Here is a 25,177-nt window from a genome sequence, read left to right on the forward strand (position 1 = left end):
GGAATCACTCAATGGCCCGATGGACGAAGGCGGTGGTCGCGGTGGCCGCCGCCGCGCTGCTCGCCGCATGCGGAACCGATCCCGCTACCACCCCCGCGAGCGCGGGCGATACCGGCCACGGTGACAAGAATGTCGCCACCGGCGGGGCCCAGTTCGCCACCGCCGATACCGAGACCGCCAAGCTCAAGGCCGATGTCGGGCCCGGGGTTTTTCCGCGCACGGTCACCCAGGCGATGGGAGCGACTCGCATCGAGAAAAAGCCCACGCGGGTAATCGTTCTCGACTCCGGCGAGCTGGATGATGTTCTGGCACTGGGGGTTACGCCGGTCGGCATGGCCACGACGGCCGGACAGCAGGGGGTGCCGTCGTATCTGGCCGACCGGGTGCAGAACATTGCGACGGTCGGTCCGACCAACACGCTCGACCTCGAGAAGATCGCCGCGCTGAAACCAGATCTGATCCTGGGCAGCAAGTTACGCGCCAACGATCTGTACCCGCAGTTGTCGGCCATCGCACCGACCGTATTCTCCATCCGGCCGGGTTTCCCGTGGAAAGAGAACTTCCTGCTGGTCGGCGCCGCACTCGGCGCGGAGGAGCAGGCCACGAAGCTGCTCAACGACTATCAGGCCAAGGCAAATCAGGTGAAGGCCAAAATGCCTGGCGCGCCGACGATTTCGCTCGTGCGCTTCATGAGCGGCAACATCCGCCTGTACGGCAACAAGTCCTTCATCGGCGTCATCCTCACCGACGTCGGCCTGCCGCGACCGGCGAACCAGAACGTGGACGAGCTGGCAGTGCAGGTCTCGAAGGAGAACATCGACCAGGCCGCCGCCGACTGGATCTTCTACTCGAGTTACGGCGCGGACGTCTCACCGGACCAGAAAGCGGTGACCTCGGGCCCGGTCTGGCGGAACTCGGCCGCGGTCAAGGCCGGGCACGCGATCGCGGTCGACGACGAGGTGTGGTTCCTCGGTCTCGGTCCGATCGGCGCGATGCGGGTGCTCGACGACCTCGGCAAGATCCTGGTCTGAGCGTGCCGGTCGAGGCCGAATCGCAGCGCGAGTGGGTCCCAATTCGGGGCCATCTTGGCTGCGCCTGGCCTCGGATCGGAGCAGGCGGGGTAAACCGGACGGTATGGGCGAGTCAACAGGTCTGGAGACCCCGCCGAGGGTGGTCGGTCGCTCGGCGGAATTCTGGGGATATGTGATGTGGGGGTCGGCGGGGCTCGTGATCGCGGTGCCCGAGCTGGCATCGGCGACCGGTGTGGCCGGCTGGCCGACCATTTCCGCGACCATCGGTCACCTCGAGACCCAGCACGACTGGGTGCGGGTGTTGGTTGTCTTCGTCATCGCGGTGGTCGGGTATTACGCCATCCCGCAGTTGTTGGTGAACCCGGCGATGCCGCCGAGCGTCTTGGCAGGCAAGCCGGTGACTGCCGGTGGTCGGGTAACGCGCACTGAGGGCGGTACGCGGTTTGCCGGTCTCGGAGGATACCTCGTGCTGGCCGCGGTGGCCTACCTCGGCGCGGTCGCCTTCGCGGTAGCCCACCGGGCGGTGAATCCGGACTCCTACCTCGGCGCGTACGTTCTCTACGGCACCATCGCGCTGTTGTGGGTCGTCGTCCCCAGCCTGCTGGCGCTGTTCGCCAGCCGAGATGTCCCGTTTCCCACGCTGTTTCGCACGATCGGCTACCTCGAGCGCCGGGCGCACCCGGTCGCCGCAGTGCTGACAGGCTTACTGGTTGTCCTGCTTATTCACCTGGCCTTGTATCCGTGGCCCCGCGTCCTGGCCTGACCTTCTCGACGGGAAACGTCGGTTCGGCGAGGCGGGCACGCCACCCTGCGACCAGCGCGTTATCGGTTTCGTCGGAAGCGTTCCTGTAGTTGCGGGTCGTTCTCCCACCACAAGGCTGACGTAACCGGTTGCGCGTCAGCAGGATTCGTATCGGGCTGCCCGCTGTCGAGCTCGGCGTCGACGTGTGCGGCGCTGCGGCGTTCATCGACCCGGAACGCCCGCATCAGCACGAACAGGAACGGCAAGCCGAGCACGTCGGCGAGGATCCAGAGCAGTCCGGCGCCGATCGTCTGATCGGTGGCCCGCGACGGACCCCAGGTGCGCCCGAGGCCGGTGTAGTAGTCGGCCGCGATCGTCGGCCCCAGCCAGACGACCACGCCGAGCACGCCATCGCCGAGCGTCTCCGCGACCGTGATCAGCAGCGAGATGCCCTGCGAATAACGGCGTGGCACCGGATCGACTTGGACGCGGGAGTAGAAGTACCCGAATCCGACCGCGACCAGGACCAGCCGGGTCAGCAGATCGACCGATTCGTTTTCCAGCGCATGGCGATACCACGGCGTCAGATACAACAGCCACGGTGTTGCGAGCATCGCGATAGACGTTGTCGCCGGATAGGTCGCGATCCGCGCCGCCTTGCTCGCCAAGATGGAGTCGATGCGTTGCCGCCTGGCCGGCGAACCACCCTCGCGCAGCACCGTCACCGGCTTGCCGAGCGCCAACCCGAACGGCACGACGATCAACAACAGCACCACCTGCAGGGCTCGCACCCAGAACAGCGTGTCCGCGTATACCCCGACGAAGCTCATCGTCGCCAGCACCCACATCCCGAGGCCGACACCTAGAAAGCAACACACCCGAGAGCTACCCACTGCGGTGCCCGAGCGAGCCGCGGCGGCGTTACCGCGCAGGTAGACACCGCCGAGCACCGCCACCACAAGCGTGGTCGACCAATCCCATTGCCAGGAATCGAGCGCGGTGAAGAGCGTCAACGGAGTCTGTGCAAGAGCCACAGACGGAGTATCCCCCTGGCCCACCGCCTACCAGCGACGGGCATGGGTCGAACGAGTTTCAGCCCCACACGCCGCTGTCGACGACCCAGATGCCCTGGTCGCCGCGCGTTGCCGTTGGTTGAGGTGCAAGGCGATTCCGCTGCCGTCGGGACCGGTGAGGAAAACGACCGTCGGGCCGCCGGTCCCGGCCTGGCTGTCGGACCACCCGACACCCCGACCGCGATGTTCGGCAGACCGCTGCCCTGTGCCGACCTGCGCTGTCCACGCGCCAACCCGATGACGCGCACGACATCCTCCAACGAATCCACGTTCAGTGGCACAGGGGGGTGACATCGCCCGAGAGGGCCCCGCCATCGTGTGCCACTGAATCCGGATTCGCCCTGCCGGGCTACTGGGAATCGACCTGGGTGCGGATCCAGTCGAGGTTTGCGCGCATGCCGTTTGCCCATTCCTCCAGTCGTCGGGCGACGATCCGCCCTTCGAGTTCCGGTGACGCGGTGATGGCGGGAGTCAATCCTGATGGGGCGGGGCCCATGCGGGCCCATTGCCGCACGATCACGCCGTCGCGGGCCGGGTCTATCTCGAAAGCCCAGGTGGCGCTGGTGGCGTCGGCAGGGCCGAGTACTCGCCAGACCCAGCGGCGCTGGGGTTCGACTTCGACGACTTCGCAGACGGTTTCCCAGGACCCGAACGCGGAGTGCTCATTTCGACCGCGGAACCGTGCGCCCGGCTCGACCCGGTCCGCGGCTCCCTCCCACGCGACCGACGCCAGTTCGGCGGAGCACCGTACCGGCAGCTCGATGTCGGTGACCAGGGCCCACGCGGTCTCGGCGTCGCAGGAAATCCGTTCCGCCACTTCGATAGTGGGACAGTCTCGATAGCGCATCCGCACCCTTCCCTTCGGCTTCGATCCGAACTCTCTATACGCTATTGCCACTATGGCCCAGGAGGCAGTATGCGTATCGGTGTTCTGATCGAGCCACGGCTGCCCGGCGCGGTGGAGTTCGCAGTCGCGGCGGAGCAGGCCGGGGCTTCGTCGCTGTGGGTCGCCGAAGTGTGGAGCTATGACGCGCTCACCGGACTGGCCTATCTTGCCGCCAAGACCTCGTCGATCCGGTTGGGCACGTTCGTAGTTCAGCTCGGCTCGCGCACGCCCGCACTGTTGGCGACCTCGGCCCTGAGCCTGCAGGAGCTGTCCGGCGGACGATTCGACCTCGGCATCGGCGTTTCCGGGCCGCGCGTGATGGAGGGGTGGCATGGCGTCCGGTTCCGCCGTCCGGTGCAGACCACCCGCGAGACGATCGAGATCATCCGGACGGTGAGTCGCGGCGAACGCCTCGAACATCCCGGCGAGATCTATCCGCTGCCCCTGCCGGACGGACCCGGGCGCGCGTTGCAACCCATGGTGCGCCCGGCGCACGTCCCGATCTACAACGCGGCGATGGGTCCGCGAAACCTGCGACTGACCGGCGAACTGGCCGACGGCTGGCTCGGCAATGCGTTCATCCCCGAGGCGGCCGAGGTTTTCCTGGATCCGTTGCGCGAGGGCGCAATTCAGGCCGGTCGCGACCTGTCCGAACTCGACCTGGTCGCGCCGGTCGCCGTCGAGATCACCGACGACGACCAGGCGGCGGCCGCGGCTATCGACAAACACGCCGAGGGCTATGCCTTCACCATCGGCGCGATGGGCGAAGGCGGACGGAACTTCTACAACGACGCCTTTACCCGCCTCGGTTTCGGAACCGCCGTCGAGCAGGTCGCCCAGCTGTGGCAGTCCGGCGACAAAGCTGCCGCGCGCCGCGCAGTACCCCGTGAACTGGGCGAACTGACCAACCTCATCGGCACTCCCACGCGGATCGCCGAGCGACTGACAAACTATCGCGCCGCTGGGATAACCAGCCTGCTGGTCAAACTCGACGGCGACTACGAACATCAGCTGTCGACGTTGCGTCGACTGATCGCCATCGAATCCGGCGTTTGAGACCGCGCGGGTAGCCCTACCGTGACGCAGAGCCCACCGTCGGCGCGAGCGGTGAGGGTAAGGGTTCCGGCGTGAGCTCGAGTGATGCTGTTGACGATTGCCAAGCCGAGACCGATGCCCGCGTGGTGGGTGCGGATGCGTTCGGTGCCGCGCTGAAACGGCTCGACCAGCGTGGAAACCAATGGCGGGGTGAGTATTTCACCGGTGTTCTCGACCGTCAGCACAACAGTATCGGGGTAAACCCTGGTCGTGACCCACGCGGCGCCCCGTTCCGGCAGGTTGTGCACGATCGCGTTGTGCACGAGGTTCATCGTCAGCTGCAGCAGCAGTGCGTGTGATCCGATGGTGCGGGTCAGGTCGCCGGACGTCTGAAGGGTGACGCCATGTTTTTCCGCGAGGGGCAGCAGCGTCTCCGTGGCTTCTTCCGCGAGCAGGGACAGGTCGACCTGCTCCCGGGTGAACGACCGTTGGTCGGCGCGGCTGAGCAGGAGCAATGCTTCGGTGAGGTCGATCGCTCGCGTGTTGACCGCATGCAGGCGCTCGACCAACTCGTCCGCGTCGCGGTCGCGATCGGTGCGGGCCACATCGAGGAGCGTCTGCGTAATCGCCAGCGGGGTGCGCAGTTCGTGTGAGGCGTTGGCGGCGAACCGCCGCTGCTCGGCGACGTGTGCCTCCAGTCGGGCAAGCATGGTGTCGAAGACGTCGGCGAGTTCGCGGAACTCGTCGCTGCGGCCGGGCAGCCGGATCCGGTGGGAGAGTGAGCCATTCGCGGCCATGCGGGTGGCGGCCGTGATGCGGGTCAGCGGGGTGAGCATCCATCCGGCGAGCAGCCAGCCGCCTACCAGACCGAACGTCAGCAGAAATGCCATCACGACGGTGACGAACGGAACGAAGGCGCGCAGCAGGGCGGAGCGATCGATCCAAAAGCTACCGTCGGTGCTGATGAGACCGTCGGGCAGAAACCACAGGTAGAAGACGCACACGGCGACGAACAGCAAGACACCGACGACCATGATGAAGCCGGCATAGCTGAGGGTGAGTTTGAGGCGAACACTCAATCCCGGCTGCCTATCCACGATCGTCTCCGGTGTCTATCCGGTACCCGACGCCGGCCACGGTCGCGATGATCGCGGGTTCGCCCAGCCGTTTGCGCAGTGCCGAGACGGTGATGCGCACGGCGTTGGTGAACGGGTCCGCGTGCTCATCCCACGCCCGTTCCAGTAGCTCTTCGGCGCTGACGACACCACCTTCGGCCGCGACAAGGACTTCGAGCACGGCGAACTGCTTCCGGGTCAACGCGACGTACCGGCCGTCACGAAAGACCTCGCGGCGGAACGGATCCAGTCGCAGTCCGGCGATCTCCCGCACGGGCGGTCGATTGTGGGCGCGCCTGCGGTCGAGCGCTCTGAGCCTCAGCACGAGTTCGCGGAGTTCGAACGGCTTCGTGAGGTAGTCGTCGGCACCGAGCCCGAACCCGGTCACCTTGTCGTCGAGCCGATCGGCCGCGGTGAGCATCAGGATCGGCATGCCGCTGCCGGACGCGACGATGCGTTGCGCGATCTCATCGCCGGACGGCCCAGGGATATCGCGGTCGAGAACGGCGATGTCGTAGGCGTTGACGCTCAACAGCTCCAGCGCGGTGTCACCGTCACCGGCGAGGTCGGCGGCGATCGCGTCCAAACGCAGACCATCCCGGATGGCTTCGGCAAGATAGGGCTCGTCCTCGACGATCAATACACGCATAGACGCTCGATTCTCCCAGGCGGGGGATATCGCAGGCATATCGAAAACCACATACGCGCCGGCAACACCACGCTGCCTTCACTGAAGGCATGAACCACAGCGAAGTACGAACGGCGACTCGCCGATTACCCATCCTCGCAGCCGTGGTCGTCGTCAGTACGGCGGCCGTCGGTGTCCTCGCGTGGACCATCGGCATTCCGCCAGGTGACCACGAGACACTGTCCGCGGCCACCGTCGCCGGTGGCGCCGTGCCCGGCGGCGTGTCGGTCTTCGACGACAAACATCCGTCTGTGATCAATCTCGACCACGATTTGCTCGATGCCCTGCGCCGAGCCGCCACCGACGCCGCGGACGACGGGATCGCGTTCGTCGTCAACAGTGGCTGGCGCTCACCGGAATACCAGGAACGACTACTACGCGACGCGGTCTCGAAGTACGGCTCGGAAAAGGAAGCTGCCCGATGGGTAGCCACCCCCACCACGTCTGCTCATGTGTCAGGGGAGGCGGTCGACGTCGGGCCCGCCGAGGCCGCGGCGTGGTTGTCCATGCGCGGCACCGAGTATGGGCTGTGCCAGATCTATGCCAACGAACCCTGGCACTACGAACTGCGCCCCGACGTCAACGAAATTGGTTGCCCGCCAATGTATGTCGACCCTACCCAGGATCCGAGGATGCAGCAGTGATCACGGATGCGCCCATCACTGCCGCGCAGGTGGGTCGAAATCTGCTGGCGCAGATCGCATTCCGATTCTGTGTCGTCTATTTCGGCCTCTTCTGTCTGCTCCTCACCTACATCCCGTTCACGCTGCTCGGCCTCCTCGACCGTTGGCTCCGCAGATACCACGGGCCGTGGAATATGTCCCTGACGGACCCGGTCACCGGTTGGGTGGGCCGCACGCTCTTCGGGATCGACGCGGTGCAGCACAATGACTCCGGCGCAGGCGATCAGGCGGCCGCCTGGGTGCTGATGTTCTGCATCCTGGTTGTCGCAGTGGTCGCCACCGCGGCGTGGACGGCCTTCGACCGTCGTAGCTCCCATCCCCGCCTGCTGGCTTGGTTCACGCTGTTCCTGCGTGCGTGTCTGGGTGGGCAGCTGCTGTCGTTCGGGTTCGCCAAGCTGATCCCCACCCAGATGCCCGGCCCCACACTGGCACAGCTGTTGCAGCCGTATGGCGAGCTGAGCCCGGCATCGGTGCTGTGGTTGCAGATCGGCAGCTCTCATCCGTACGAAATGGCGCTCGGCGCAGTGGAAGTCGTCGCCGGGCTGCTGCTGTTCGTGCCACGGACCGCGCTGCTCGGCGCCGCATTGAGCCTGGCGAGTATGGCTCAAGTCTTCCTGACGAACATGACGTTCGACATACCGGAGAAGCTGCTCGCCTCGCACCTGCTGCTGATCAGCCTGGTCCTGCTCGCTCCGTACCTCGGCCGATTGGTCAATGTGTTTGTGCTGCAACGCGAGTGCGCGCCGCTGACCCAACCCGCGCTGTTCGCCGACGATCGGAAGAATCGCATCGCGCTGTGGATTCAGGTGGCCCTCGGCATCTGGGTCGCGTTCGGCTGCGGCTTTGACCGCTGGGTGGTCTGGCAAGACCAATACGGTCCCAGCAGCCCGAAGTCCGAGCTGTACGGAATCTGGGACGTGCGGGATTTCGTCCTCGACGGGCAGCCGATGCCGCCGTTGACGACCGACGAGAATCGTTGGCAGCGGCTAGTTTTCGATGACCCAGGGGCGGCAACCTATCAACGGATGAACGGTGAACTGGTGCCCGCGCGCGCCGACTTCCACCCCGACGGACAGCTGGAACTCGTCACGACGACGGACTCGATCGTCGAGAAGGCCGGTCGCCGGCCACCATTCGCGACACTGTCTACCGAGCGACCCACCCCAGACCGGTTGGTATTACGTGGGACTCTGCAGGGCCACCCGGTTGTGATCATCTTGGAACGCGTAGATCTGAACAGCTTTACTTTGCGCAGCCGCGGATTCCACTGGGTGCAGGACTATCCCTACTTCCGGTAGCCGGGCGTGTCGCCCAGAGCGAGTCGGCGCTCGCGTCAACGAACTTTGCGGATACCGGGACTCGATCCCGAGTCGCGTGGATCATGAAGTGGTGCCGGGCATTTCGTAAGCGCCGACACGCACCGGTTACTTGAGCAGCTTCACAGCGTCGGAGTGGGACAGTCCCATCAAGGATGAACGGAGCGAGTAATGCAGATCCAATTTATCGGTGGTGCAGGCATCGACGGCGACACCGCGCAACTCGTCGTAGGTCGGCCCGTCATGATCAGTGCTTTCGCCACGGACGATAAGGACCAGCCCGTGCCGCCGATGGAAGCGACCTACGCCTGGACTTGGCCGGACTGGCTGCCCACGTATCCCGACGGCTTCAAGTGGCCGGCAGACGCTCAGCAGACCCAGTTCAATGCCACTAGCGATCTGGTCGGCAAGATCGCAAAGGTCGGCGTAACGATCACCGCCAAGGACGGCCAGAAGGCGTCGAAAACGCTCGACTGCACCATCGTCGAATAGACCTGGACCAAGACCTCGCCTGGATATAGCGGTGCATTTGCTGGTTTCGCGTATGGGTTTGTGTGCATAGGTCGATCGGGACCCGGTGCTCGAGCGTCAGGCCCGCGCGTTATCTCAGCGTTCATGGAACGTATTCAGGGCTTCTGACGGTCGGCAGTGCACGTCGCAGATGGTTTCGAGTAACAAGCGCGAACCGTAGGCGATGTGTTCTAGACAACACCGATTCAGGAGGTTCGGAATGCTGACTGCGAAACGTATTGCCGCTAGCGCCGCTGTTGCCACCGCCGCCGCGGCCACTATGCTCGCCGGTGGTGGCGTCGCCCAGGCCGACGTGCCGGTATGGCAGGCCAATTGCCACGTCTACAACATCTTCAATACCGGCGGAATGGCCAATTGCGAGCTGCCGACCTGGCATCAGGTGAAGCTCACTTGCGTTGCGTGGCCCGTCCCATTCACCTATTGGAAATACGGCCCGGTGCAGTATGGGCAGAACCAGTCCTGGGCCAGTTGCGATTCACTGAACGCACTGGTGGGTGTCGAGGTTATCCAAGCGTAGAGCTGGGCGCCTGCCTGCGATCGTGGGTCTCGACTATCGACTTGGCTATCGCCGAGCCCGGCCGCCGCGGCGTGAGCGGGCGGCCTCGTGGCGGACGAAGCGTACGAACGATCTCGAGGGCACGTCAGCGGCGACTCCCGGTCCAACGTCGGTGACCAGAACCTCGGCGGCACCATGGCCTGGCGGGTAGCCGTGTTGTTTCGTGCCATAGGAATTGACGGCACCAACGACAGTATTCCGCGCCCGAACACGGCCGTATCCTGTACTGATTCCGGAGCGAGCACGAGACTCCGGAACCGGCCATGGGAGGTGGGCCGTGCAGATCACCGAGTTCAGTGTCTTCGGGTTGCGGTCGGCGGTCATCGATCTGCGGGTTCGGGGCGGACCCTTGACCTTTCGGCTCTTCCCGATGGTGCACATCGCGCAGCGGCAGTTCTATCAGGACGTCGCCGACCGACTACGTGAGTGCGACCTGATCGTCTCCGAAGGCACCGACACCCCCAGCTCTACCGGTCTCGCCATCGTCCTCGCGATGCGAATGACGTTTCAGCGCGCGGCCCGGAGTCTGGTGCATCAGGACATCGATCACGCGGCGCTGGGTGTGCCCGTCGTGTGGCCGGACGCCTACTCGCGTAGCAATCGACGGCGGCGGATGATGATTCTGTCCGTGCTCGACCTGCTGTTGCTGACCCCGTTCTACGTCGTGGTAATGGCATTCGGCGGTCGCGACTGGCTGTTGCGCACCCGGTTCGAGATCTCCGACAACACCGAGGTACGGCTGCGGTTCATGAACGAGCTCTTCATCCACGACCGGGACAAGGCGCTGGTCTCGGCGTTGACGCAGATATACGAGGAGCGTCGCGAACGACACGAGGTGGTGGGGATCGTCTACGGCGCGGCGCATATGCCCGCGGTGATCAAGGGGTTGAACACTTTCGGTTATCAGGCGGTCGGTGCCGACTGGTTGACGATTTTCAATGAGGCCATGACGTTTCGCCCGGTCTAGGCCGCCGATGCGGTCGGATCGACGGGACCGGTTAGTATTTCGATACTTCGCGGTCCAGCAAACGGCTGTTGAGTTCGATGACGCGCGCCCGGGTGCGCCCGTTTCTGGAAACGGAGGACTCTGTGGCGAGCACAGCCGTGCCGGCTCGAGGGCGTGGTGTCGGGCGCTTCACCGTGCAGGCCTGGTTCCAAATAGTGTTGGGTGTGATGGGGATCGTGGTCGTGCTCGGCGCGGCCGCGGGTGCGCAGGTGATCGCGAACACCAACAACGCGACCGACCGGGTGCTCAACCACACGCAGCCGGCTTTACTACAGGCGACTCGCTTGCAGAACGCGCTGATCAACCAGGAATCCGGCGTTCGCGGCTACGCCATCAGCGGTGATCGACAGTTCCTCGAGCCGTACACCGACGGGTTACAGGAGCAGAGCCGCGCCGTCGAACGGATCCGCACGCTGGTGGCCGGATCCACGGACCTGCTCGCGGATCTGGACGCGGTGCAACACGCCGCGGACAACTGGCGGGCGAACTACGCACACAATATCGACGCCTCGCCGGTGGCATTGGCGGCCACCTCGGCGCAGGGCAAGGCCCTCTTCGACGAACTGCGCGCTCGTTTCGATACGCAGACCGCCGATCTGACCGACGCGATCGCCGCGGACCGCCGCGCACTCGAATACGCCAGCGCCCTGCGTAACTGGGTCCTGGCGACTATGGTCGCTATCGCCTTGCTGACCGGGGCGATCCTGACCGGACTGGCGCGTCGCCTTGTCGCACAGCCACTTTCGGCCTTGGCGGCCGCGTCGTCGCGGGTCGCCGAGGGCGATTTCGATCATCACATCGACATCGCTGGCCCGGCCGATGTCGCCACCGTCGCCGATGTCGTCGAGCGGATGCGCCGACGGGTGGTGTCGGAGTTGACGGCTGCCCGCGCGCAGGAAGCGGTCCTGTCCCAGCAGAAAGCGGAGCTCGACCTGCAGGCCGAGGAGCTGCGCCGCTCCAACACCGAACTGGAGCAATTCGCCTACGTCGCCTCGCACGACCTGCAGGAACCGCTGCGCAAGGTCGCGTCGTTCTGCCAGCTGCTCGATAAACGCTACGGCGACAAGCTCGATGAACGCGGCAAGCAGTACATCGAGTTCGCCGTCGACGGGGCCAAACGCATGCAGATCCTGATCAACGATCTGCTCACCTTCTCCCGCGTCGGCCGGGTCGCCGAGGCCACCACCCGGGTCGATCTGCGCGCGACACTGGATGCCGCGGTGAGCGATTTGTCCGCGGTCATCGAGGACAACGGAGTTCAACTGGAGCTGCCCGCTCAGTTGCCGGAGGTCGTGGGGGAGTCGACGCTGCTGACGATGTTGTGGCAGAACCTGATCGCCAACGCCATCAAATTCCGCGCCCCCGATCGCGCGCCGCTGGTTCGAGTGGACTGTGAACTCGATGCCGCATCGGGGACGTGGCAGCTGTCGGTGACCGATAATGGAATCGGCATCGCGGCCGAGTTTTCCGAGCAGGTGTTCGTGATCTTCCAGCGCCTGCACAGTCGAGAGGAGTACGGCGGCACCGGCATCGGCCTTGCCGTGTGCCGCAAGATCGTCGAATACCACGGCGGCAAGATCTGGGTCGACACCGCACACACCGAAGGAACCCGGTTCCGGTTCACCCTGCCCGTCCTCGTCGAGGACAACCCTGCTATCCCGGCCGCACCGGCTGTTGAAGGAGTTCCGCTGTGATGATCTCTACCCGACCCGTCGACATCCTGCTCGTCGAGGACGACCCGGGCGACGAACTGATGACGCGGGAAGCGTTCGAGGAACACCAGATCGGCAGCACTCTGCACGTGGCCAGGGACGGGCAAGAAGCGCTGGATTTCCTGTTCCGGCAAGGCGATCACCTGGACGCACCGCGCCCGGACTTGGTACTGCTGGATCTGAACCTGCCCAAATACAACGGCAGGCAGATCCTGGCGAAGATCCGCGCCGACGCCGAGCTGTCCGACCTGCCGGTGGTCATCCTGAGCACCTCGTCGGCCGAGGACGACGTGCTGAGCAGCTACCGCCTGTTCGCCAACGCCTACGTCACCAAACCTGCAGACCTCGACCAATTCACCGCCGCCATCAAACAAATCGACGAATTCTTCGCCCAGGTCGCCCGCCTGCCTCGTCGTCGATGACCATGCGCACAGCCTGCCCACACACCTCCGACGCGCTGCGGCCCGTCGACAATCTGTCTCTAGCGGCCGACCTCGATGACGTGTGATCAACCGATTGTGTTATGCCGCAGGGCAATTGGCTCCCGAGGCAGCCCCGGCGGCGTAATTGGTTTGCGCGAAACACCGCAGCGTCACGTCGGTTGCCGCGGTGTTCGGCTCCGATTTGTCGTTCGTGCCGAGGACGATGTCCTCCGGCCAGTATTGATCGTCCAACCACATGCTTGCCATGCCCGGATACGCCGCGTCGGCCGCAGTCTGTGGGTAGTCGAAGACGCCGAGGCTTTCGCCGTCGAGGAGAAACTCGACGGACCGGTCCGATTGCCGCACCGTGTACCGGTGATCCTGGCTGAGCAGCTTCTCGTCCAGCCGGATCAGCTTCAGCTGCGCTGTGCCCGCCTTGTGGACGATCAGGAAGAAGCCGTCGGGCGCGGCCAGTGTGGTCGGGTCGAGCAGCGGCCGGAGGGGGTCCAGAATCGGCGAAAACCGTGGACTGTGCTGGTAGATGAACATGGCCAGGCTGACTTGTGCCGGGTCGCCGATGCGATTGAAGAGCCCGAACGCCATCGAGCCGTTGAGGTTGCTGACATCGGTCCCCTCGAGCGTGTAGCTCATTGCCTGTCCGGCCGTAAATGCCGGCATGCCAACGATTTCGGCGTATCGCCATTGCGCGCCGGTGCCGCTGTCCGGCACGTTGTGGAAGGTCAGGCCGTCGGAATCCGCGCTGAGGGTGTCGGTGCCGTAATGAATATTGCACCAGTTGTCGGGCTGTGGCGGGGTGAAGTTGTCGGCGAACGTCGTGGTCGGGCCGGCGCCCGTCGCATCATGTATCCCCGACGTGTCCTTGACGCCGGCGCAGCTGGGGATGCCTGCGACGGGAGTCGGGTCCACCTCTATCGCCGCCGCGGGCGCGGTGGTGCACACGAATGTGACGAAGGCGACGGCGGCCACTCCCGGAAGGTGCCGGAACTGCTGAACCGCGCCGATATTACGCATCGGTCGTGTACGCATGTCTGTGCTGTTCATGGGACTCCTTTTCGCTGTTGCCTGGACGCCGAGCAGCTGTAGCGGCGTCACTGCCATTGCACGTTGAACAGGTTCCGGCCGAGCCGGAGAGCAGATGAATCCCGAATGCTGACTAAGCGCTTGCTTAGTAGCTGATCGCTTGCCCAGTCTGCATCGCCGCAGCGGAGTCGTCAACTATGTAGATCAGAAACCCAGGCGGAAAGAGACGACAGCCCTGCGCACACGCGGTCATCGGTGGTGTGGGATCCCATGCTGAGAGCGGGATAACATCTGGTGGGGCGGTGTGCTCACCGCCGGTGGTCGTCGAGAAGTGGAGCAGAGGTTCATGGTCACGGTGCCGGTCCGGATCACGGGTATCGACGCGCGGGTTGCTGAGCGCGGCCCGACGGCGTTGCGCATCGCGGTCGGTGGTCAATTGCGCAAGCTGCGCGAGGCCAAGGGCATCACGCCGCTCGCGGCGGGCGAGCATATCCGTGGTTCGCACGCCAAGATCAGTCGCCTCGAACTCGGTCGCACCGGATACAAGGACCGCGACATCCTGGATCTGCTGACCCTCTACGGCGTCACCGAACAGGATCAGCGCGAGATGTTCGTAGATCTGGCCCGCAAGGCGAGTCAGCCCGGTTGGTGGCATCGCTACAACGACCTGCTGCCGCCCTGGTTCGAGACCTATCTCGGCCTCGAGGGCGCCGCACAAACGATCAGAACATTTGAGGGACAACTGATTCCGGGCCTGTTGCAGACCGAGGCCTACACCCACGCGGTCATCGAGGTCGGCAATCAGAGCGCCGAGGCGACGCGGCGAGTGGAGCTGCGCACCAAGCGTCAGGAGATCCTCGACGTGCCGGGCGGCCCCCGATTATGGGCCGTACTGGACGAGGCGGTGCTGCATCGCCCGATCGGCGGCAAGAAGGTGCTGCGCGAGCAGATCGAGCATCTGGTGGCGGTGTCGCAGAAGCCGGGAGTGACCATTCAGGTGCTGCCGTACGAGGCGGGCGGCCATCCGGCGGCAGGCAGCTCGTTCACTATGCTGCGCTTCGCCGAGCGCGAGCTGCCCGACATCGTGTATCTGGAACAGCTCACCAGCGCGCTCTACCTGGATCGCACCGAGGATCTGCAGGTCTACCGCGAGGTGATGGACCAGGTCGCGGTGCAGGCCGAAACGCCGCAGCAGTCGCGCGAGCTGCTGATCGCGGCTGCCGAGAAGCTCTGAATCGCAAGCCTTTCGACGGCACCGAATGAGCCGTCGGCACCCCGCGTCCGAATCGCGGTGAGTGCAATGATGTTCGGTGGTTGTGCGCTTCGCTAACGTTCGCTGGTTGAACGTTCTTGTGGAGGAGTGTGCGGTGACCGCTGAGTCGACCCTCGATGTCTTTACCTCGTTGCATCCGCTCGACGATCCGGTGCGGGCCTCGCTGCTCGGCGAGCACCGCCGGTTCGCCGCCTGGGTGGGGCGGATCGGTCGCTATGACCCGGAGGTCGCCAGGTTCTTCGGCCATCCGCCGGTACTGGACGACCAGGACTGGGCCGACCTGGCCACCCTGCTCGGACCGGGCGGCAGCACCGCGCTGCGCGGCGCGGGGCACGTGCTGCCGGCGGGTTGGACACTGCTGCAAGATGTTCGGTCGGTGCAGATGGACGGCACCGGGCTGCGGGTGGCCGAGGACCCGGAATTCGAGGTGCTCACCGCCGCCGATGTTCCCGAGATGCTCGAATTGATCGCGCGCACCGAACCCGGCCCGTTCGCGGCACGGACCATTGAAATGGGCACCTACTTGGGTTTTCGGGTCGACGACAAACTGGTGGCGATGGCGGGGGAGCGCATGCACCCGCCCGGATGGACCGAGATCAGCGCCGTCTGCACCGATATCGAGTTCCGTGGCCGCGGCCTCGCCTCGCGCCTGATCCGTGCGGTCGGCGCGGGCATCCGAGCGCGCGGCGAGACACCGTTCCTGCACGCCGTCGCCCACAACACGACGGCGATCAGTCTGTACGAGACGCTCGGTTTCACTCTGCGCAAGCGCTCGCAGTTGACGATCGTGCAGGCGCCAGCGCAGGCGGGAACCGGGGCTGCTTGATCGTCACCGGTTCCCGGATCGACATCGGGGATCGCGATCGACTCGATCGGAAACTATCGCTTTTGACGATGGCCTGTCCGGCCTAGCGTTGCGTTCATGACCGATCACCTCTCCAACGGCGAGCAGCTCGTCGAGATCAACGGCGCCGAGTTGTGCGTCGAGACCTTCGGAGACCCCGCGAACCCGGCGATCCTGCTCATCGATGGCGCGTCGGCCTCGATGCTGTGGTGGGAAACCGAACTGTGCGAACAGATTTCGCGCAGCGGCCGGTTCGTCATCCGCTACGACAACCGGGACACCGGCAGATCCACCAGCTACCCGCCGGGGCGGCCGGGCTACCGGTTCACCGACTTGGCCGCAGATGCGCTCGGCATTCTGGACGCACTGAACGTCGAACGCGCACACATCGTCTGCCGGTCCATGTCCGGCGGAATCGGGCTCCTCCTCGGGGTGGACCACCCGGGCCGGGTGGAGTCACTGACGTTCGTCTCGACCTCCACGGGGGAGGACGGACTCCCGCCGTCGACGTACGAGCTCAGCCTCGCCGAACCGGACCCCGCCGACGCCGGTGCGGTCGTCGACTATGTCGTCGCATCGGCTCGGGCGGGCTCGGGCGGCTCGCCCTACTTCGACGAGATCGCCACCCGCGCACTGGTCGAGCGGGACGTCACACGGGCTCGCGACTTCGCGTCCACGCTCGTCAACCACTACGTGATGAGCTTCGACGGCTCGTCCCGCGACTTCGCCGCGATCAAGGCGCCGACCCTGGTGGTGCACGGCGACCACGACCCGATTTGCCCACTGCCACACGGACATTCGGTGCGCGACGCAATTCCCGGCGCGACGTTGCTGATTCTGGCGGGTGCCGGGCACGATCTGCCGAAGCCGCTGTGGGACGTGTTCGTCCCGGCGCTGCTCCAGCACACGGGCCGGTCATGACCCTGCTTGAGCACTGCCCGCGTCCACCCGCCCGGATGGAACGAAAGTCCACACTCAGGACTCTGGCGTCGTCTCGTTCGCCATGCGGGTGAGCGCGGTGAGAGCAGCGAGGTGTGCGTGGTAGGCGGTGCGGCCCTTATAGGTGAGTGCGAGCCAGGTTTTCGGTTTGCGACCCACATAGCCCTTGGTGACATTGAGGTATCCGGCGGCTTCCAGGGTGGTCATCGCTTTGGAGAGGGTGGATTTGTTCAGCTCACAGAGATCGGTGACGACCATGAATTCAGCCTCGGTGCAACCATCGAGGAACGCGGCGAGTTTCAGGCGCGGCAGTGAGGCGAACAGCTCGTTCAGATCCGCCACGGTCGGATCTTCCAGAGTGCGGTCTTCGGTCGTGCCTCCGCGAACCAGATCCATCCGCCCATGATCAATCCGCCCAGCAGCTGTAGCAAGGCGGCCACTGTGAGATTTTCGAGGCCGAAGTCCGGAATGAGCAGCACCAGGAGCAGCACTACCATGAACTTCCACTCTGCCAGCGGGGCGGGAATGAGGCCGCGCGCGAACCGAACTCGGCGCAGCCACCGCGAAATCGCGAAATACACCCCGTACGAGGCGATTGCGCCGGCGGTGGCAGCCCAGGCGACCGGGTTGTCGAATCCGAATACCTTCGCCAAGCCGAACAGCGTGACAAACAGTCCGGCGAACGCACCGGCCGCGAACGGTCCCCAACTGGGCAAAGCGGCGGCCTCATGCGCCTGTCGAGTGGTAGCCGCCGCGATGTCCAGCGCCTGCTGTGGTGTCTGAGCGTCGTGCATGAGGTGACCATACATCAACGAGTTTCCACTTGGAAACCTGTTTCCCACGACTCGAACGTCGAGAGGGCGGAACGACCTTCATGAGTGACCGCCGTCATACGTAAGAATCCGAACGTGTCGGCGGATTCCTTCCTTCGGGCGAAGGGGCTGAATCGTCAGGGAACTGGCCGGTCGAATGCCTCGATGGCGGCCTTGGATGTCGACCGGTCTTGCAAGATCAGTTCCCACGGGCCGACATTCACGTCGAAGTTCTTGCCGAAGCCGACCCACTTCCCTGCCATACGGGTACCGGTGAGTTCGATGAGTAGCTGAATCGCCCCGTGGTATCGCGCACCATGGTAGTAACCGTCCGATGCCGTCCGCTCGCTCCATGTACCCGTTGCCACGTGGCCGTCCACGGTCATGTCCAGTTCGAGGGACGAACGGGCCGAGCCGGGCAGGCTCCGGATCGTCAGCCGGTCCCTGTGTTGCAGGAGTATCACGTAATGCGATGACGTGAAGGTCTCCGCACGCCCCGAGCTGTAGAACTCGTACCGCGACAACCAGATTCCGCCATGGACTCCCGAATGCTGTTGCGGCATACCGGTTCCTGGATGATGTTCGCGCGGAACATCTCCGATCTCCGATTCGACCTCGTGACCCGCGTTGTCGCTGTCCGACAGGCTTCGGCCCGCCATCACTGCGCCGAAGCCGAGCGACTCGATAGGTAGGCCCATTACCCTCTCCAGGGCGCGTGCGTGCGAAGGTCTGGGGTTGGCCGTATATCCGGATTCCCAGCGTTGTACGAGGCGTTTAGTGGCACTGGCGCATCCGACTTCACGGAGTGCGCGAGCAAGGTCATCTTGGCTCATAAGGCGCGCGTTCCGCGCGGCGCGCAAGGCCGTATTCGGTGTCGACATATCCAACACCGTAACGTTTGGACGCCTAAATGTCGCCCTATATGTGAGTGGATTGACGCCCGTTCTGTCATCGCCGCGACCAGGGCATTCGGCAGACGCTAGGGGCGGCCCCGTCGCCGGGACGATGCCGTTCTCCTCGGCACACCGACCGCAGCGAGCCGTTGGCTGGTGGCGTAAGCCCCCAGCGTCGGGTGCCACTCGACAACGACGACAAGGGGCCACGATGTCGCTCTCCCGAACACAGCTCGCGGCGCTGTCCGCATTGGCCGTCCTGGAATCCGCGCAGACGCGAACCGTGCGGCAGGTGGCCATGAAAACCGGGTTGGCAGCGTCGACGGTGCACGCCGCATTGAACGCACATGTGTACACGGGCTGGGTGCGCAGCTCGCGCAGGAGCCCGGCGAACTGGAGAATCACCGCTCTCGGTCGCGCGGTGATCAGCGCTCCCCGATACCGCGATGTTCTCCCGCACCGCGGCGGGAGGTGAGCGGCGATGCGGCACCCCGTATTTCCCCGCAGTCGGACCATCGAGCTCCCCGATAGCCCACCGGGCGGCTGGCTGCGATACGACGACGGCACATGGGCCGCCGTCGACGCGTACGGCATTCCAGGCAAACCGTTCAAACCGAACCCCGATGCTGCTCATGACGATTCCCCCTGGCACCGGAACTGGCAGTTGTGGGCGCGGGAGTGCACATGACCGACGGGTGGGTCATCTTGCTGATGCTGCTCGCGGTACCCGGTGTGTGCGTACTGGTGTACGCCGTCATCGTGTGTTGGCCGCAACGGATTCCAAAAGACCAGAGTGTCAGCGGAATTCGTCAGCGCATCGAAGAAGAGGACGTCGACGGGTAAGAAACCCTCCAACGCGGGCGAAGGTCGGGTCGGGCCTTGCGGAGGCGACGCAGGGCGGCACTCTCCCGCAGGTACGGCTGCGCCGGTCGCGGTCGCGGCATGGAATGAGGCGGTTTGCTTCATTCGTTCGTGTTGCCGAAATACCCTAGCGCGCAGGTCGAGCGGTCCTGGAACATGGTGCGCGCAGCGAGGCCGTCGCCGTCATCTGTGCTCCATGCGGATTGAGGCGGGGATAGTTGGGCCGTCGCGGAGCACGCCCCGCACCAGGGCGCGGGGTCAGGCTCGTGCGGAAGACGCCGCCTGATTCCGACAGGGCGCGACGGTTAGACCGCTGCGGGTCACTCGCACGCGTAAACCGTTGGTGCGAACGATGATCCAGCCGACTGCGGCGGCTGCGCATGCGGATATCGCGCCGCAGGTGAGCAGGCCGATTCGCGGGCCCCACGCTTCGGTGACCCAGCCGATGGTCGGTGCGCCGATTGGAGTTCCGCCGATGAAGACGATCATGTGCAGCGACATCACACGGCCCCGCATCGTCGGTTCGGTGGCCAACTGGATCGTGGCATTGCTCGACGTGAGGAAGGTGAGCCCGAGCAGGCCCACGACTGTCAGCATCGCCGCGAACAGCCAGTAGCGCGGGGCGAAAGCCGTCACGGCCTCGAGGACACCGAAGCCGAAGGCGGTACCGACCAGCAGGCGCATTCGCACCCGCGGCCGCCGCGAGGCCAGCAGCGCACCCACCAATGCCCCTACCGCCAGCGCTGTATTGAGCAGCCCATAGCGCGCGGCGTCGATATGGAAGACCTGGTACGCGAAACCCGATAGCACGGTCGGGAAGTTGTATCCGAAGGTGCAGACGAACCCCACCAGCACGAGCGGTCCGATCAGCTCTGGCCGAGCAGCTACGTAGTGCAAACCCGCACGCAGCTGTCCCTTTTCGCGTGCCAACCGCGGCACCGGCCGCAGCTGTTCGGGCCGCATCAGCACCAATCCGCCGACCACCGCGATGAAGGAGACAGCGTTGATCGCGAACGCCCACCCGGTACCCACCGCCGCGATGACCGCACCGGCCACCGCAGGCCCGGTCATCGACGCGGTCTCGAAGTTCGCCGCGTTGAGGCTGACCGCATTGCGCAGTTGTTCTTGGCCGACCATTTCGGCGACGAACGTCTGCCGGGTGGGGCTGTCCACTGCGGTGACCAGCCCGAGCAGGAACGCCAGCAGGTAGACGTGCCAGACATGCACCGACCCGGTGAGTGTCAGGATCGCGAGCACAGCGGCGAGTACACCCATGGCGCTCTGGGTGAGCATCAGCAACCGTCGTTTACCGAAGCGATCCGCGATCACTCCGCCGTAGAGGCCGAACACTAGTACGGGCAAGAACTGCATGGCGATGGTGATCCCGACAGCGAAGGAACTGCCGGTCAGACTGAGTACGAGCCAATCCTGGGCGATGCGTTGCATCCAGGTACCGGTATTGGAAACCACCTGTCCGGCGAAGTAGTAGCGGTAGTTGCGGACGGTGAGTGCGGCGAACATGCCGCCCGTGCGGCGAGACGGTTGCACCACCGGTGGAGTGCTCGAGATGTCCGGGTCGTATTCGTCGTCTCGGGTCGTCGAGCTCACTGGTGTCTCCCCCTGGTGTTAGAACCCTTTGGTGCTCGGTTGGCTGGCCACCCAAAAGTTCACGGGTAGTACCACATTCGCCGTCTTGTGGCCCCCGATACTGCGCCCCACCCTGACCGCAACTGACACCGCCGCCATCAACCTAATCGATCAGGTCTTCACGCTCACCTGCCCGCTGGCGCCACGATAGTCCGGGTGTGCGCTCCCTATGCTTCATAGCTGAACTGCCGTCGGACAGCATCGCCCGGTTCTAGGCGGGTGAGGTCGTGGCTCGCCCGTCGTATTCGGCGCGAGCGGCGTCGATATGTGCGAGATGGGTGATGCTCCAATCCAATAGGGGAGCGGTGGCTTCGCGCAGAGTCTTGCCCATCGGGGTCAGCTCGTAGCTGACGTGCGGCGGCATCACGTTGTGCACCGTGCGGGTCAGGATCCCGTCGCGTTCCAGGCTGCGCAGGGTGACGGTGAGCATGCGCTGACTGATGCCGTCGGTGTCGCGCTTGAGTTCGGTGAAGCGGCGCGGCCCGTGCCGGAGATTGCGCACGACCAGCAACGACCACTTGTCCCCGACGATGCCGAGCACCACCCGGGCCCGGCATGCGTTGTCCGGCTCGCTGTCGGTCGTGGTCATGGTTACCTCCAAGGAACCCGAGCACCGAAATGTGCCTTATTGCCCGCGTAGGGCGAATGATGAATTGTAGTTCTTGAACAGTATCGAGTTACGAAGAGTAACTATAGGTTTCGCGCGCCCGCCGCGCCTCGAACAGGAAGATCGTGGCAACCATGTCGACATTTCTGCTGGTACACGGTGCTTGGCACAGTGGACGCTGCTGGGAGCGGGTGGTGCCGCTGCTGGAGTCGAAAGGACACCGAGTGCTCGCGCCCTCGCTGACCGGCTACGGCGACAAGGCGCATCTGCTCAGCCCCGAGGTGGGGCTGGACACGCACGTCGACGACATCGTCACGCTGATCAACGAGGAGGACCTCAATGAGGTGGTCCTGGTGGGCCATAGCTATGCCGGACTGGTCATTTCGTCAGTGGCCAACCAGATTCCGGACCGGATCGGACACCTGGTCTACCTCGATGCGATGGTGCCGGTAGACGGGGAAACCGCGGTCGACGTCCAACCCATCAGCCAACACCTGATCGACCTCGCCGCGAATTCCGGCACCAGCTGGCGCATCCCGCCCCTCCCCGAAAGTCCGCCGCCCTTCGGCCTGTTCGGCGTGACCGACCCGGCGGACATAGCCTGGCTACGCACCATCCTCTCCGACCAGCCCGTCCGCTGCCTCCAACAACCGGCCCGCCTGGACAACCCCGCCACCAACGCGATCCCACGCACCCACATCCATTGCGTCGGCGCGACGCCACCAGGCATCACCCGCCGCCCCGTCCCCGCCGTCCAGCCCAACGGTTCGCCGGCCCAAATATGGGAATTGCCGACCGGCCACGACTGCATGATCACCATGCCCACCGAACTCAGCGAATTACTGCTCGAACTCAGTCACAGCGGCGTGGGCTGCGTCGCAAGGTAGGTCCTCTTCGAGGGGCACGCAATTCCGCGCAAATCTCTTCTACCGCACGGCCGAGAACCGACTCCGCCACGGCTACCATCCCTCCACCTGGTCGGCAATTGACCGAATCAGTACTCGTTCTTGATGACGAAGTAGGAGCCGCGGATGGTTCCGGCCAGCTTCGACTTCTGGCGAGCGAATTTGAACGACGCGAGTTCGGCGGGGACTTCCATCCCGTCGGAGAGTTTGAACCCGACCGCCCGTTTCCCGGAGTCGTCGACGGTGTACATCACGTTGATCGATAGACCGTCCTTGTAGAAGACGTAGGCGATCCGAATGTTCTCGACCTGGAATGCGGTCGCTTCGAGCGGGGGAGCGGCGATGACGATGCCGCGTTCCTCCTCGAGGATCCGATGCACCCAGTCGATCGTCGACGTGGCGTCGCTCGCGGGCTCGACCGTGAACACGTGGCCATACTTGTTCTTGAAGTACCGGGCCTCGTTCGCCCGCAGGCCGGCGAGTGCGTCCGCGACCGGCGACGACTCCAGGCCGACGGTCGATACGGTGTCGAAGTCCACGGCATAAGGCATGGTCAATTCCTCCGTCTTCGGGTCCGGTCGGTGGCGTCGGACATTGTCCACCGCGGGTCGGATTCAACATATGCGCTGGTACGAACGTAGCCGATGCGGGAGCTGCATGGCGGTCCTTGGTGACCGCGGGTTCGCAAGTCGGGCTGGTCACCGCCGACCTTCCGGACGAAGCGCGCCTGGCACTGCTCGATCTCGACCCCACCGAACCAAGGCTGCAGGGGAAAATTTTGGGCTGGGATACCGAACGCCGGCAATGGGCTCCCGTGGAGCCACCGGCCACACAGGCGACTCCGCCGAGCTAGCCACACTTTTCGGCCTGCCAACGAGGTAGGGGGCGTGCTCAGAAGCCGCCATAGAAGCGATACCAGGGGCCATCGAGGTGTGTGTAGCTGGTCTTGGGACTGCTGCTGACCGGGGTGCGGTCCGGGAAGTAGGCGAACCCCGTCGAGTCGATCAGGCCGCCGTGGGTGTAGAGCCAGCACCCTCCATCACGTTTGGTGATCGTGGTGACACGAATGATGCCGAGTCTGGTTTCTTTCGTGTGGGCACACGTGGCTGCTGCTTGCTCGAACGCATCTTTCGACAGAGCCCAGCCGACTTCGCCCGGTATCCCGGTGCACCCCACGGCAAAGGTCAGTATCGCCGCCACCGGAGCGATGAGGCTCAGTCGCCAGGTGCGATAGAGCAATGCACCGGCCACGCCGGTCGCCAGGCAGGCCAGGCCGACGGCCGAGAACAACATCAACGTGTAGAGCGCGTAGCGGAGCGACTCGATCGACATCGCGCCCCACAACTGAGCGAGGCAAAGGGCAACTGTCGCAACGGCAATCGCAACGGTGGTCAACCTCCACCATAGGGGTGGAGTGCGGTCACTCACTCGGCGCGACCGTACGTGTAGTGGATGAGTCCCTGGTGAAATTTGCCCAAGTTGTCGTACAGGGCGCGGGCTGGGGCGTCCTCCAGGGTGTTCCAGTAGAGGCCGGGGAAGCCGTGCTCTACGGCGTCCTGTGCCACCCACTCGATCACTGCCGTCGCTACGCCTCGCCGCCGGACTTCCTCGTCGACGAACAAGTCCGCCAAATAGCATTTCCCTCGATACCAGATGCTGGCGTGGAACAGGTAGTGCGCGATCGCGACCATCTTGCCGTCCAACCGGGCGGCGATCCCGCGTATCTGGTCATCGTCGAGCAGGCGTCGCCACGCACGTTCGTAGTCGGCGTCGCTTCGTTCGACGGCGAAGTAGCCATCTTTACCGCGTGCCAGCAATTCCCAACTGGCACGGTCGGATTCGGTCAGGAGGCTGATTTCTACCACGGTGACAATCCTGCCTCACGAATGAGCCGGCGGTGAAACGTGATTGAGAGTGTGATGGCGGGGTATGGCCGATGGATAAGGACCCGCCTGCGTCGCCGGGAACCCGATACCGATCGATCGATGGATTCCTCAGGGGAAAGGAACGAACGCGATGACAGATACCCTCGTCGATCTCACCATCGACAATCAGGTAGCGCGTCCCGCTGCTCGGCTCCAATCAGCGCGCAGCGGTGCGAGTCCGACTGCTGCTACCGTCTGGCGCGACGCCAAAACCGTTCTGGTGACCAGGATCAGCGGTCCGCGACAGCTGACCACGGTGCCGCGACTGGTCATTCCGATCGGCGACACCCAGCTCGCTTTCCGCGTGTCGTCGCAATCCGCAGAAGCCGAAGAGTTGGCGCGCGACGGCCGGGTGGTCGTTCAGCCCGGTGACCGGCGCGGCAGTCCCGCGCTCGGCTCGCACCAGCGGCAAGGCCAAGCCCAGTTGGTGACCGCGGGCACGCTACTGCCGCATGTCGAGTCGGAGATCGCCGCGAAGTACCGGTGGCGAATTCCCGTGGCGCGCTTCGCTCATCGCCTCGGCCACGGCGGCGCACGCTATGCGGATGTCGTTGTCCTCGTGACCGTGGCCGAGCCGAGCCCGATACCCATGCTGACGCAGTGACGCCGACACCGCGGCGCGACGCCTGTCGTT

At 64.8% G+C, this 25,177-nt stretch carries 29 protein-coding genes; 16 read left to right on the forward strand and 13 right to left on the reverse strand.

Features of this window, described 5'->3' with window-relative positions; translation table 11 throughout:
* Nucleotides 1-11: 11 nt before the first annotated feature.
* Together ABZ942_RS28110 and ABZ942_RS28115 are read left to right on the forward strand one after the other, a co-directional pair.
* Nucleotides 12-1,031 carry an iron-siderophore ABC transporter substrate-binding protein gene (locus ABZ942_RS28110; RefSeq protein WP_357387059.1) on the forward strand — a complete coding sequence of 340 codons (1,020 nt, stop codon included), beginning with the start codon at nt 12-14 and terminating at the stop codon, nt 1,029-1,031.
* 103 nt (nt 1,032-1,134) lie between these two features.
* Nucleotides 1,135-1,794: a hypothetical protein gene (locus ABZ942_RS28115; RefSeq protein ID WP_357387061.1), complete on the forward strand. Its 660-nt coding sequence runs from the start codon at nt 1,135-1,137 to the stop codon at nt 1,792-1,794.
* Nucleotides 1,795-1,853: 59 nt separating this feature from the next.
* Here the strand turns inward: ABZ942_RS28115 and ABZ942_RS28120 are convergent, their stop codons facing one another.
* Both ABZ942_RS28120 and ABZ942_RS28125 read right to left on the reverse strand, forming a co-directional pair.
* Nucleotides 1,854-2,807, reverse strand: coding sequence for a cytochrome c oxidase assembly protein (locus tag ABZ942_RS28120; protein WP_357387063.1), 954 nt, complete (start codon nt 2,805-2,807; stop codon nt 1,854-1,856).
* Nucleotides 2,808-3,195: 388 nt separating this feature from the next.
* Complete coding sequence (locus ABZ942_RS28125) at nt 3,196-3,663, reverse strand: SRPBCC family protein (RefSeq protein ID WP_357387065.1); 468 nt, start codon at nt 3,661-3,663, stop codon at nt 3,196-3,198.
* Between the two features lie 99 nt (nt 3,664-3,762).
* Here ABZ942_RS28125 and ABZ942_RS28130 point away from each other — a divergent pair, with 99 nt between their 5' ends.
* Nucleotides 3,763-4,788, forward strand: coding sequence for an LLM class flavin-dependent oxidoreductase (locus ABZ942_RS28130; RefSeq protein ID WP_357387068.1), 1,026 nt, complete (start codon nt 3,763-3,765; stop codon nt 4,786-4,788).
* Here the strand turns inward: ABZ942_RS28130 and ABZ942_RS28135 are convergent.
* Together ABZ942_RS28135 and vanR-Sc are read right to left on the reverse strand one after the other, a co-directional pair.
* On the reverse strand, nt 4,740-5,864 hold the full coding sequence (locus tag ABZ942_RS28135) for a HAMP domain-containing sensor histidine kinase (protein WP_357387069.1): 1,125 nt from the start codon (nt 5,862-5,864) through the stop codon (nt 4,740-4,742). The genes ABZ942_RS28130 and ABZ942_RS28135 overlap by 49 nt on opposite strands.
* Nucleotides 5,857-6,531, reverse strand: a complete 675-nt coding sequence (gene vanR-Sc / locus ABZ942_RS28140) for a VanSc-type vancomycin resistance response regulator transcription factor VanR (RefSeq protein WP_357387071.1) — start codon at nt 6,529-6,531, stop codon at nt 5,857-5,859. Before vanR-Sc ends, ABZ942_RS28135 begins: the two co-directional genes overlap by 8 nt.
* A gap of 89 nt (nt 6,532-6,620) precedes the next feature.
* Between vanR-Sc and ABZ942_RS28145 the strand changes: the two genes are divergently transcribed.
* The 7 genes from ABZ942_RS28145 to ABZ942_RS28175 all read left to right on the forward strand — a co-directional run bounded on the left by ABZ942_RS28145 (nt 6,621) and on the right by ABZ942_RS28175 (nt 12,796).
* Nucleotides 6,621-7,214, forward strand: coding sequence for a M15 family metallopeptidase (locus ABZ942_RS28145; protein ID WP_357387073.1), 594 nt, complete (start codon nt 6,621-6,623; stop codon nt 7,212-7,214).
* Between the two features lie 14 nt (nt 7,215-7,228).
* Nucleotides 7,229-8,551, forward strand: coding sequence for a DoxX family protein (locus ABZ942_RS28150; RefSeq protein ID WP_357387929.1), 1,323 nt, complete (start codon nt 7,229-7,231; stop codon nt 8,549-8,551).
* 189 nt (nt 8,552-8,740) lie between these two features.
* Nucleotides 8,741-9,061 (forward strand): hypothetical protein, encoded by a 321-nt coding sequence (locus ABZ942_RS28155; protein WP_357387075.1) that lies wholly within the window; start codon nt 8,741-8,743, stop codon nt 9,059-9,061.
* A gap of 238 nt (nt 9,062-9,299) precedes the next feature.
* A complete protein-coding gene (locus tag ABZ942_RS28160) occupies nt 9,300-9,617 on the forward strand; it encodes a hypothetical protein (protein ID WP_357387077.1) in 318 nt (105 codons plus the stop codon).
* Between the two features lie 316 nt (nt 9,618-9,933).
* Nucleotides 9,934-10,623 carry a hypothetical protein gene (locus ABZ942_RS28165; protein ID WP_357387079.1) on the forward strand — a complete coding sequence of 230 codons (690 nt, stop codon included), beginning with the start codon at nt 9,934-9,936 and terminating at the stop codon, nt 10,621-10,623.
* 206 nt (nt 10,624-10,829) lie between these two features.
* Nucleotides 10,830-12,356 carry an ATP-binding protein gene (locus ABZ942_RS28170; RefSeq protein ID WP_357387931.1) on the forward strand — a complete coding sequence of 509 codons (1,527 nt, stop codon included), beginning with the start codon at nt 10,830-10,832 and terminating at the stop codon, nt 12,354-12,356.
* Complete coding sequence (locus ABZ942_RS28175; RefSeq protein WP_357387081.1) at nt 12,353-12,796, forward strand: response regulator; 444 nt, start codon at nt 12,353-12,355, stop codon at nt 12,794-12,796. Before ABZ942_RS28170 ends, ABZ942_RS28175 begins: the two co-directional genes overlap by 4 nt.
* A 99-nt stretch (nt 12,797-12,895) precedes the next feature.
* On the opposite strand, the gene ABZ942_RS28180 is transcribed toward ABZ942_RS28175, so the two are convergent.
* Nucleotides 12,896-14,032, reverse strand: coding sequence for a hypothetical protein (locus tag ABZ942_RS28180; protein ID WP_357387083.1), 1,137 nt, complete (start codon nt 14,030-14,032; stop codon nt 12,896-12,898).
* Nucleotides 14,033-14,183: 151 nt separating this feature from the next.
* On the opposite strand from ABZ942_RS28180, the gene ABZ942_RS28185 reads away from it, so the two are divergent.
* The 3 genes from ABZ942_RS28185 to ABZ942_RS28195 all read left to right on the forward strand — a co-directional run bounded on the left by ABZ942_RS28185 (nt 14,184) and on the right by ABZ942_RS28195 (nt 16,875).
* Nucleotides 14,184-15,071 carry a helix-turn-helix transcriptional regulator gene (locus tag ABZ942_RS28185; protein ID WP_357387085.1) on the forward strand — a complete coding sequence of 296 codons (888 nt, stop codon included), beginning with the start codon at nt 14,184-14,186 and terminating at the stop codon, nt 15,069-15,071.
* Nucleotides 15,072-15,204: 133 nt separating this feature from the next.
* Nucleotides 15,205-15,936 carry a GNAT family N-acetyltransferase gene (locus ABZ942_RS28190; protein WP_357387087.1) on the forward strand — a complete coding sequence of 244 codons (732 nt, stop codon included), beginning with the start codon at nt 15,205-15,207 and terminating at the stop codon, nt 15,934-15,936.
* 96 nt (nt 15,937-16,032) lie between these two features.
* Nucleotides 16,033-16,875: an alpha/beta hydrolase gene (locus ABZ942_RS28195; RefSeq protein ID WP_357387089.1), complete on the forward strand. Its 843-nt coding sequence runs from the start codon at nt 16,033-16,035 to the stop codon at nt 16,873-16,875.
* 54 nt (nt 16,876-16,929) lie between these two features.
* On the opposite strand, the gene ABZ942_RS28200 is transcribed toward ABZ942_RS28195, so the two are convergent.
* The 3 genes from ABZ942_RS28200 to ABZ942_RS28210 all read right to left on the reverse strand — a co-directional run bounded on the left by ABZ942_RS28200 (nt 16,930) and on the right by ABZ942_RS28210 (nt 18,586).
* Nucleotides 16,930-17,235 (reverse strand): transcriptional regulator, encoded by a 306-nt coding sequence (locus tag ABZ942_RS28200; protein ID WP_357387091.1) that lies wholly within the window; start codon nt 17,233-17,235, stop codon nt 16,930-16,932.
* Entirely contained in the window at nt 17,223-17,687 is a 465-nt protein-coding gene (locus ABZ942_RS28205; RefSeq protein WP_357387093.1) for a hypothetical protein, read from the reverse strand. The genes ABZ942_RS28200 and ABZ942_RS28205 overlap by 13 nt, the downstream gene beginning before the upstream one ends.
* A 155-nt stretch (nt 17,688-17,842) precedes the next feature.
* Nucleotides 17,843-18,586, reverse strand: coding sequence for a helix-turn-helix transcriptional regulator (locus ABZ942_RS28210; RefSeq protein ID WP_357387095.1), 744 nt, complete (start codon nt 18,584-18,586; stop codon nt 17,843-17,845).
* Nucleotides 18,587-19,282: 696 nt separating this feature from the next.
* Here ABZ942_RS28210 and ABZ942_RS28215 point away from each other — a divergent pair.
* A complete protein-coding gene (locus tag ABZ942_RS28215) occupies nt 19,283-19,441 on the forward strand; it encodes a hypothetical protein (protein WP_357387097.1) in 159 nt (52 codons plus the stop codon).
* Between the two features lie 276 nt (nt 19,442-19,717).
* Here the strand turns inward: ABZ942_RS28215 and ABZ942_RS28220 are convergent, their stop codons facing one another.
* Together ABZ942_RS28220 and ABZ942_RS28225 are read right to left on the reverse strand one after the other, a co-directional pair.
* Nucleotides 19,718-21,067, reverse strand: coding sequence for an MFS transporter (locus tag ABZ942_RS28220; RefSeq protein ID WP_357387099.1), 1,350 nt, complete (start codon nt 21,065-21,067; stop codon nt 19,718-19,720).
* A 250-nt stretch (nt 21,068-21,317) separates the two neighbouring features.
* Nucleotides 21,318-21,695, reverse strand: a complete 378-nt coding sequence (locus ABZ942_RS28225) for a helix-turn-helix domain-containing protein (RefSeq protein WP_357387101.1) — start codon at nt 21,693-21,695, stop codon at nt 21,318-21,320.
* Between the two features lie 152 nt (nt 21,696-21,847).
* Between ABZ942_RS28225 and ABZ942_RS28230 the strand changes: the two genes are divergently transcribed.
* Entirely contained in the window at nt 21,848-22,600 is a 753-nt protein-coding gene (locus ABZ942_RS28230) for an alpha/beta fold hydrolase (RefSeq protein WP_357387103.1), read from the forward strand.
* 107 nt (nt 22,601-22,707) lie between these two features.
* Here the strand turns inward: ABZ942_RS28230 and ABZ942_RS28235 are convergent, their stop codons facing one another.
* The 3 genes from ABZ942_RS28235 to ABZ942_RS28245 all read right to left on the reverse strand — a co-directional run bounded on the left by ABZ942_RS28235 (nt 22,708) and on the right by ABZ942_RS28245 (nt 24,483).
* Entirely contained in the window at nt 22,708-23,169 is a 462-nt protein-coding gene (locus tag ABZ942_RS28235; RefSeq protein WP_357387105.1) for a phage tail protein, read from the reverse strand.
* A gap of 340 nt (nt 23,170-23,509) precedes the next feature.
* Nucleotides 23,510-24,013: a hypothetical protein gene (locus ABZ942_RS28240; protein WP_357387107.1), complete on the reverse strand. Its 504-nt coding sequence runs from the start codon at nt 24,011-24,013 to the stop codon at nt 23,510-23,512.
* Nucleotides 24,014-24,042: 29 nt separating this feature from the next.
* Complete coding sequence (locus ABZ942_RS28245) at nt 24,043-24,483, reverse strand: GNAT family N-acetyltransferase (protein ID WP_357387109.1); 441 nt, start codon at nt 24,481-24,483, stop codon at nt 24,043-24,045.
* A 151-nt stretch (nt 24,484-24,634) separates the two neighbouring features.
* Between ABZ942_RS28245 and ABZ942_RS28250 the strand changes: the two genes are divergently transcribed.
* Nucleotides 24,635-25,147 (forward strand): hypothetical protein, encoded by a 513-nt coding sequence (locus ABZ942_RS28250; RefSeq protein WP_357387111.1) that lies wholly within the window; start codon nt 24,635-24,637, stop codon nt 25,145-25,147.
* Nucleotides 25,148-25,177: the final 30 nt, after the last annotated feature.

This window comes from Nocardia sp. NPDC046473, assembly GCF_040645995.1.
Classification (GTDB): Bacteria; Actinomycetota; Actinomycetes; order Mycobacteriales; family Mycobacteriaceae; genus Nocardia.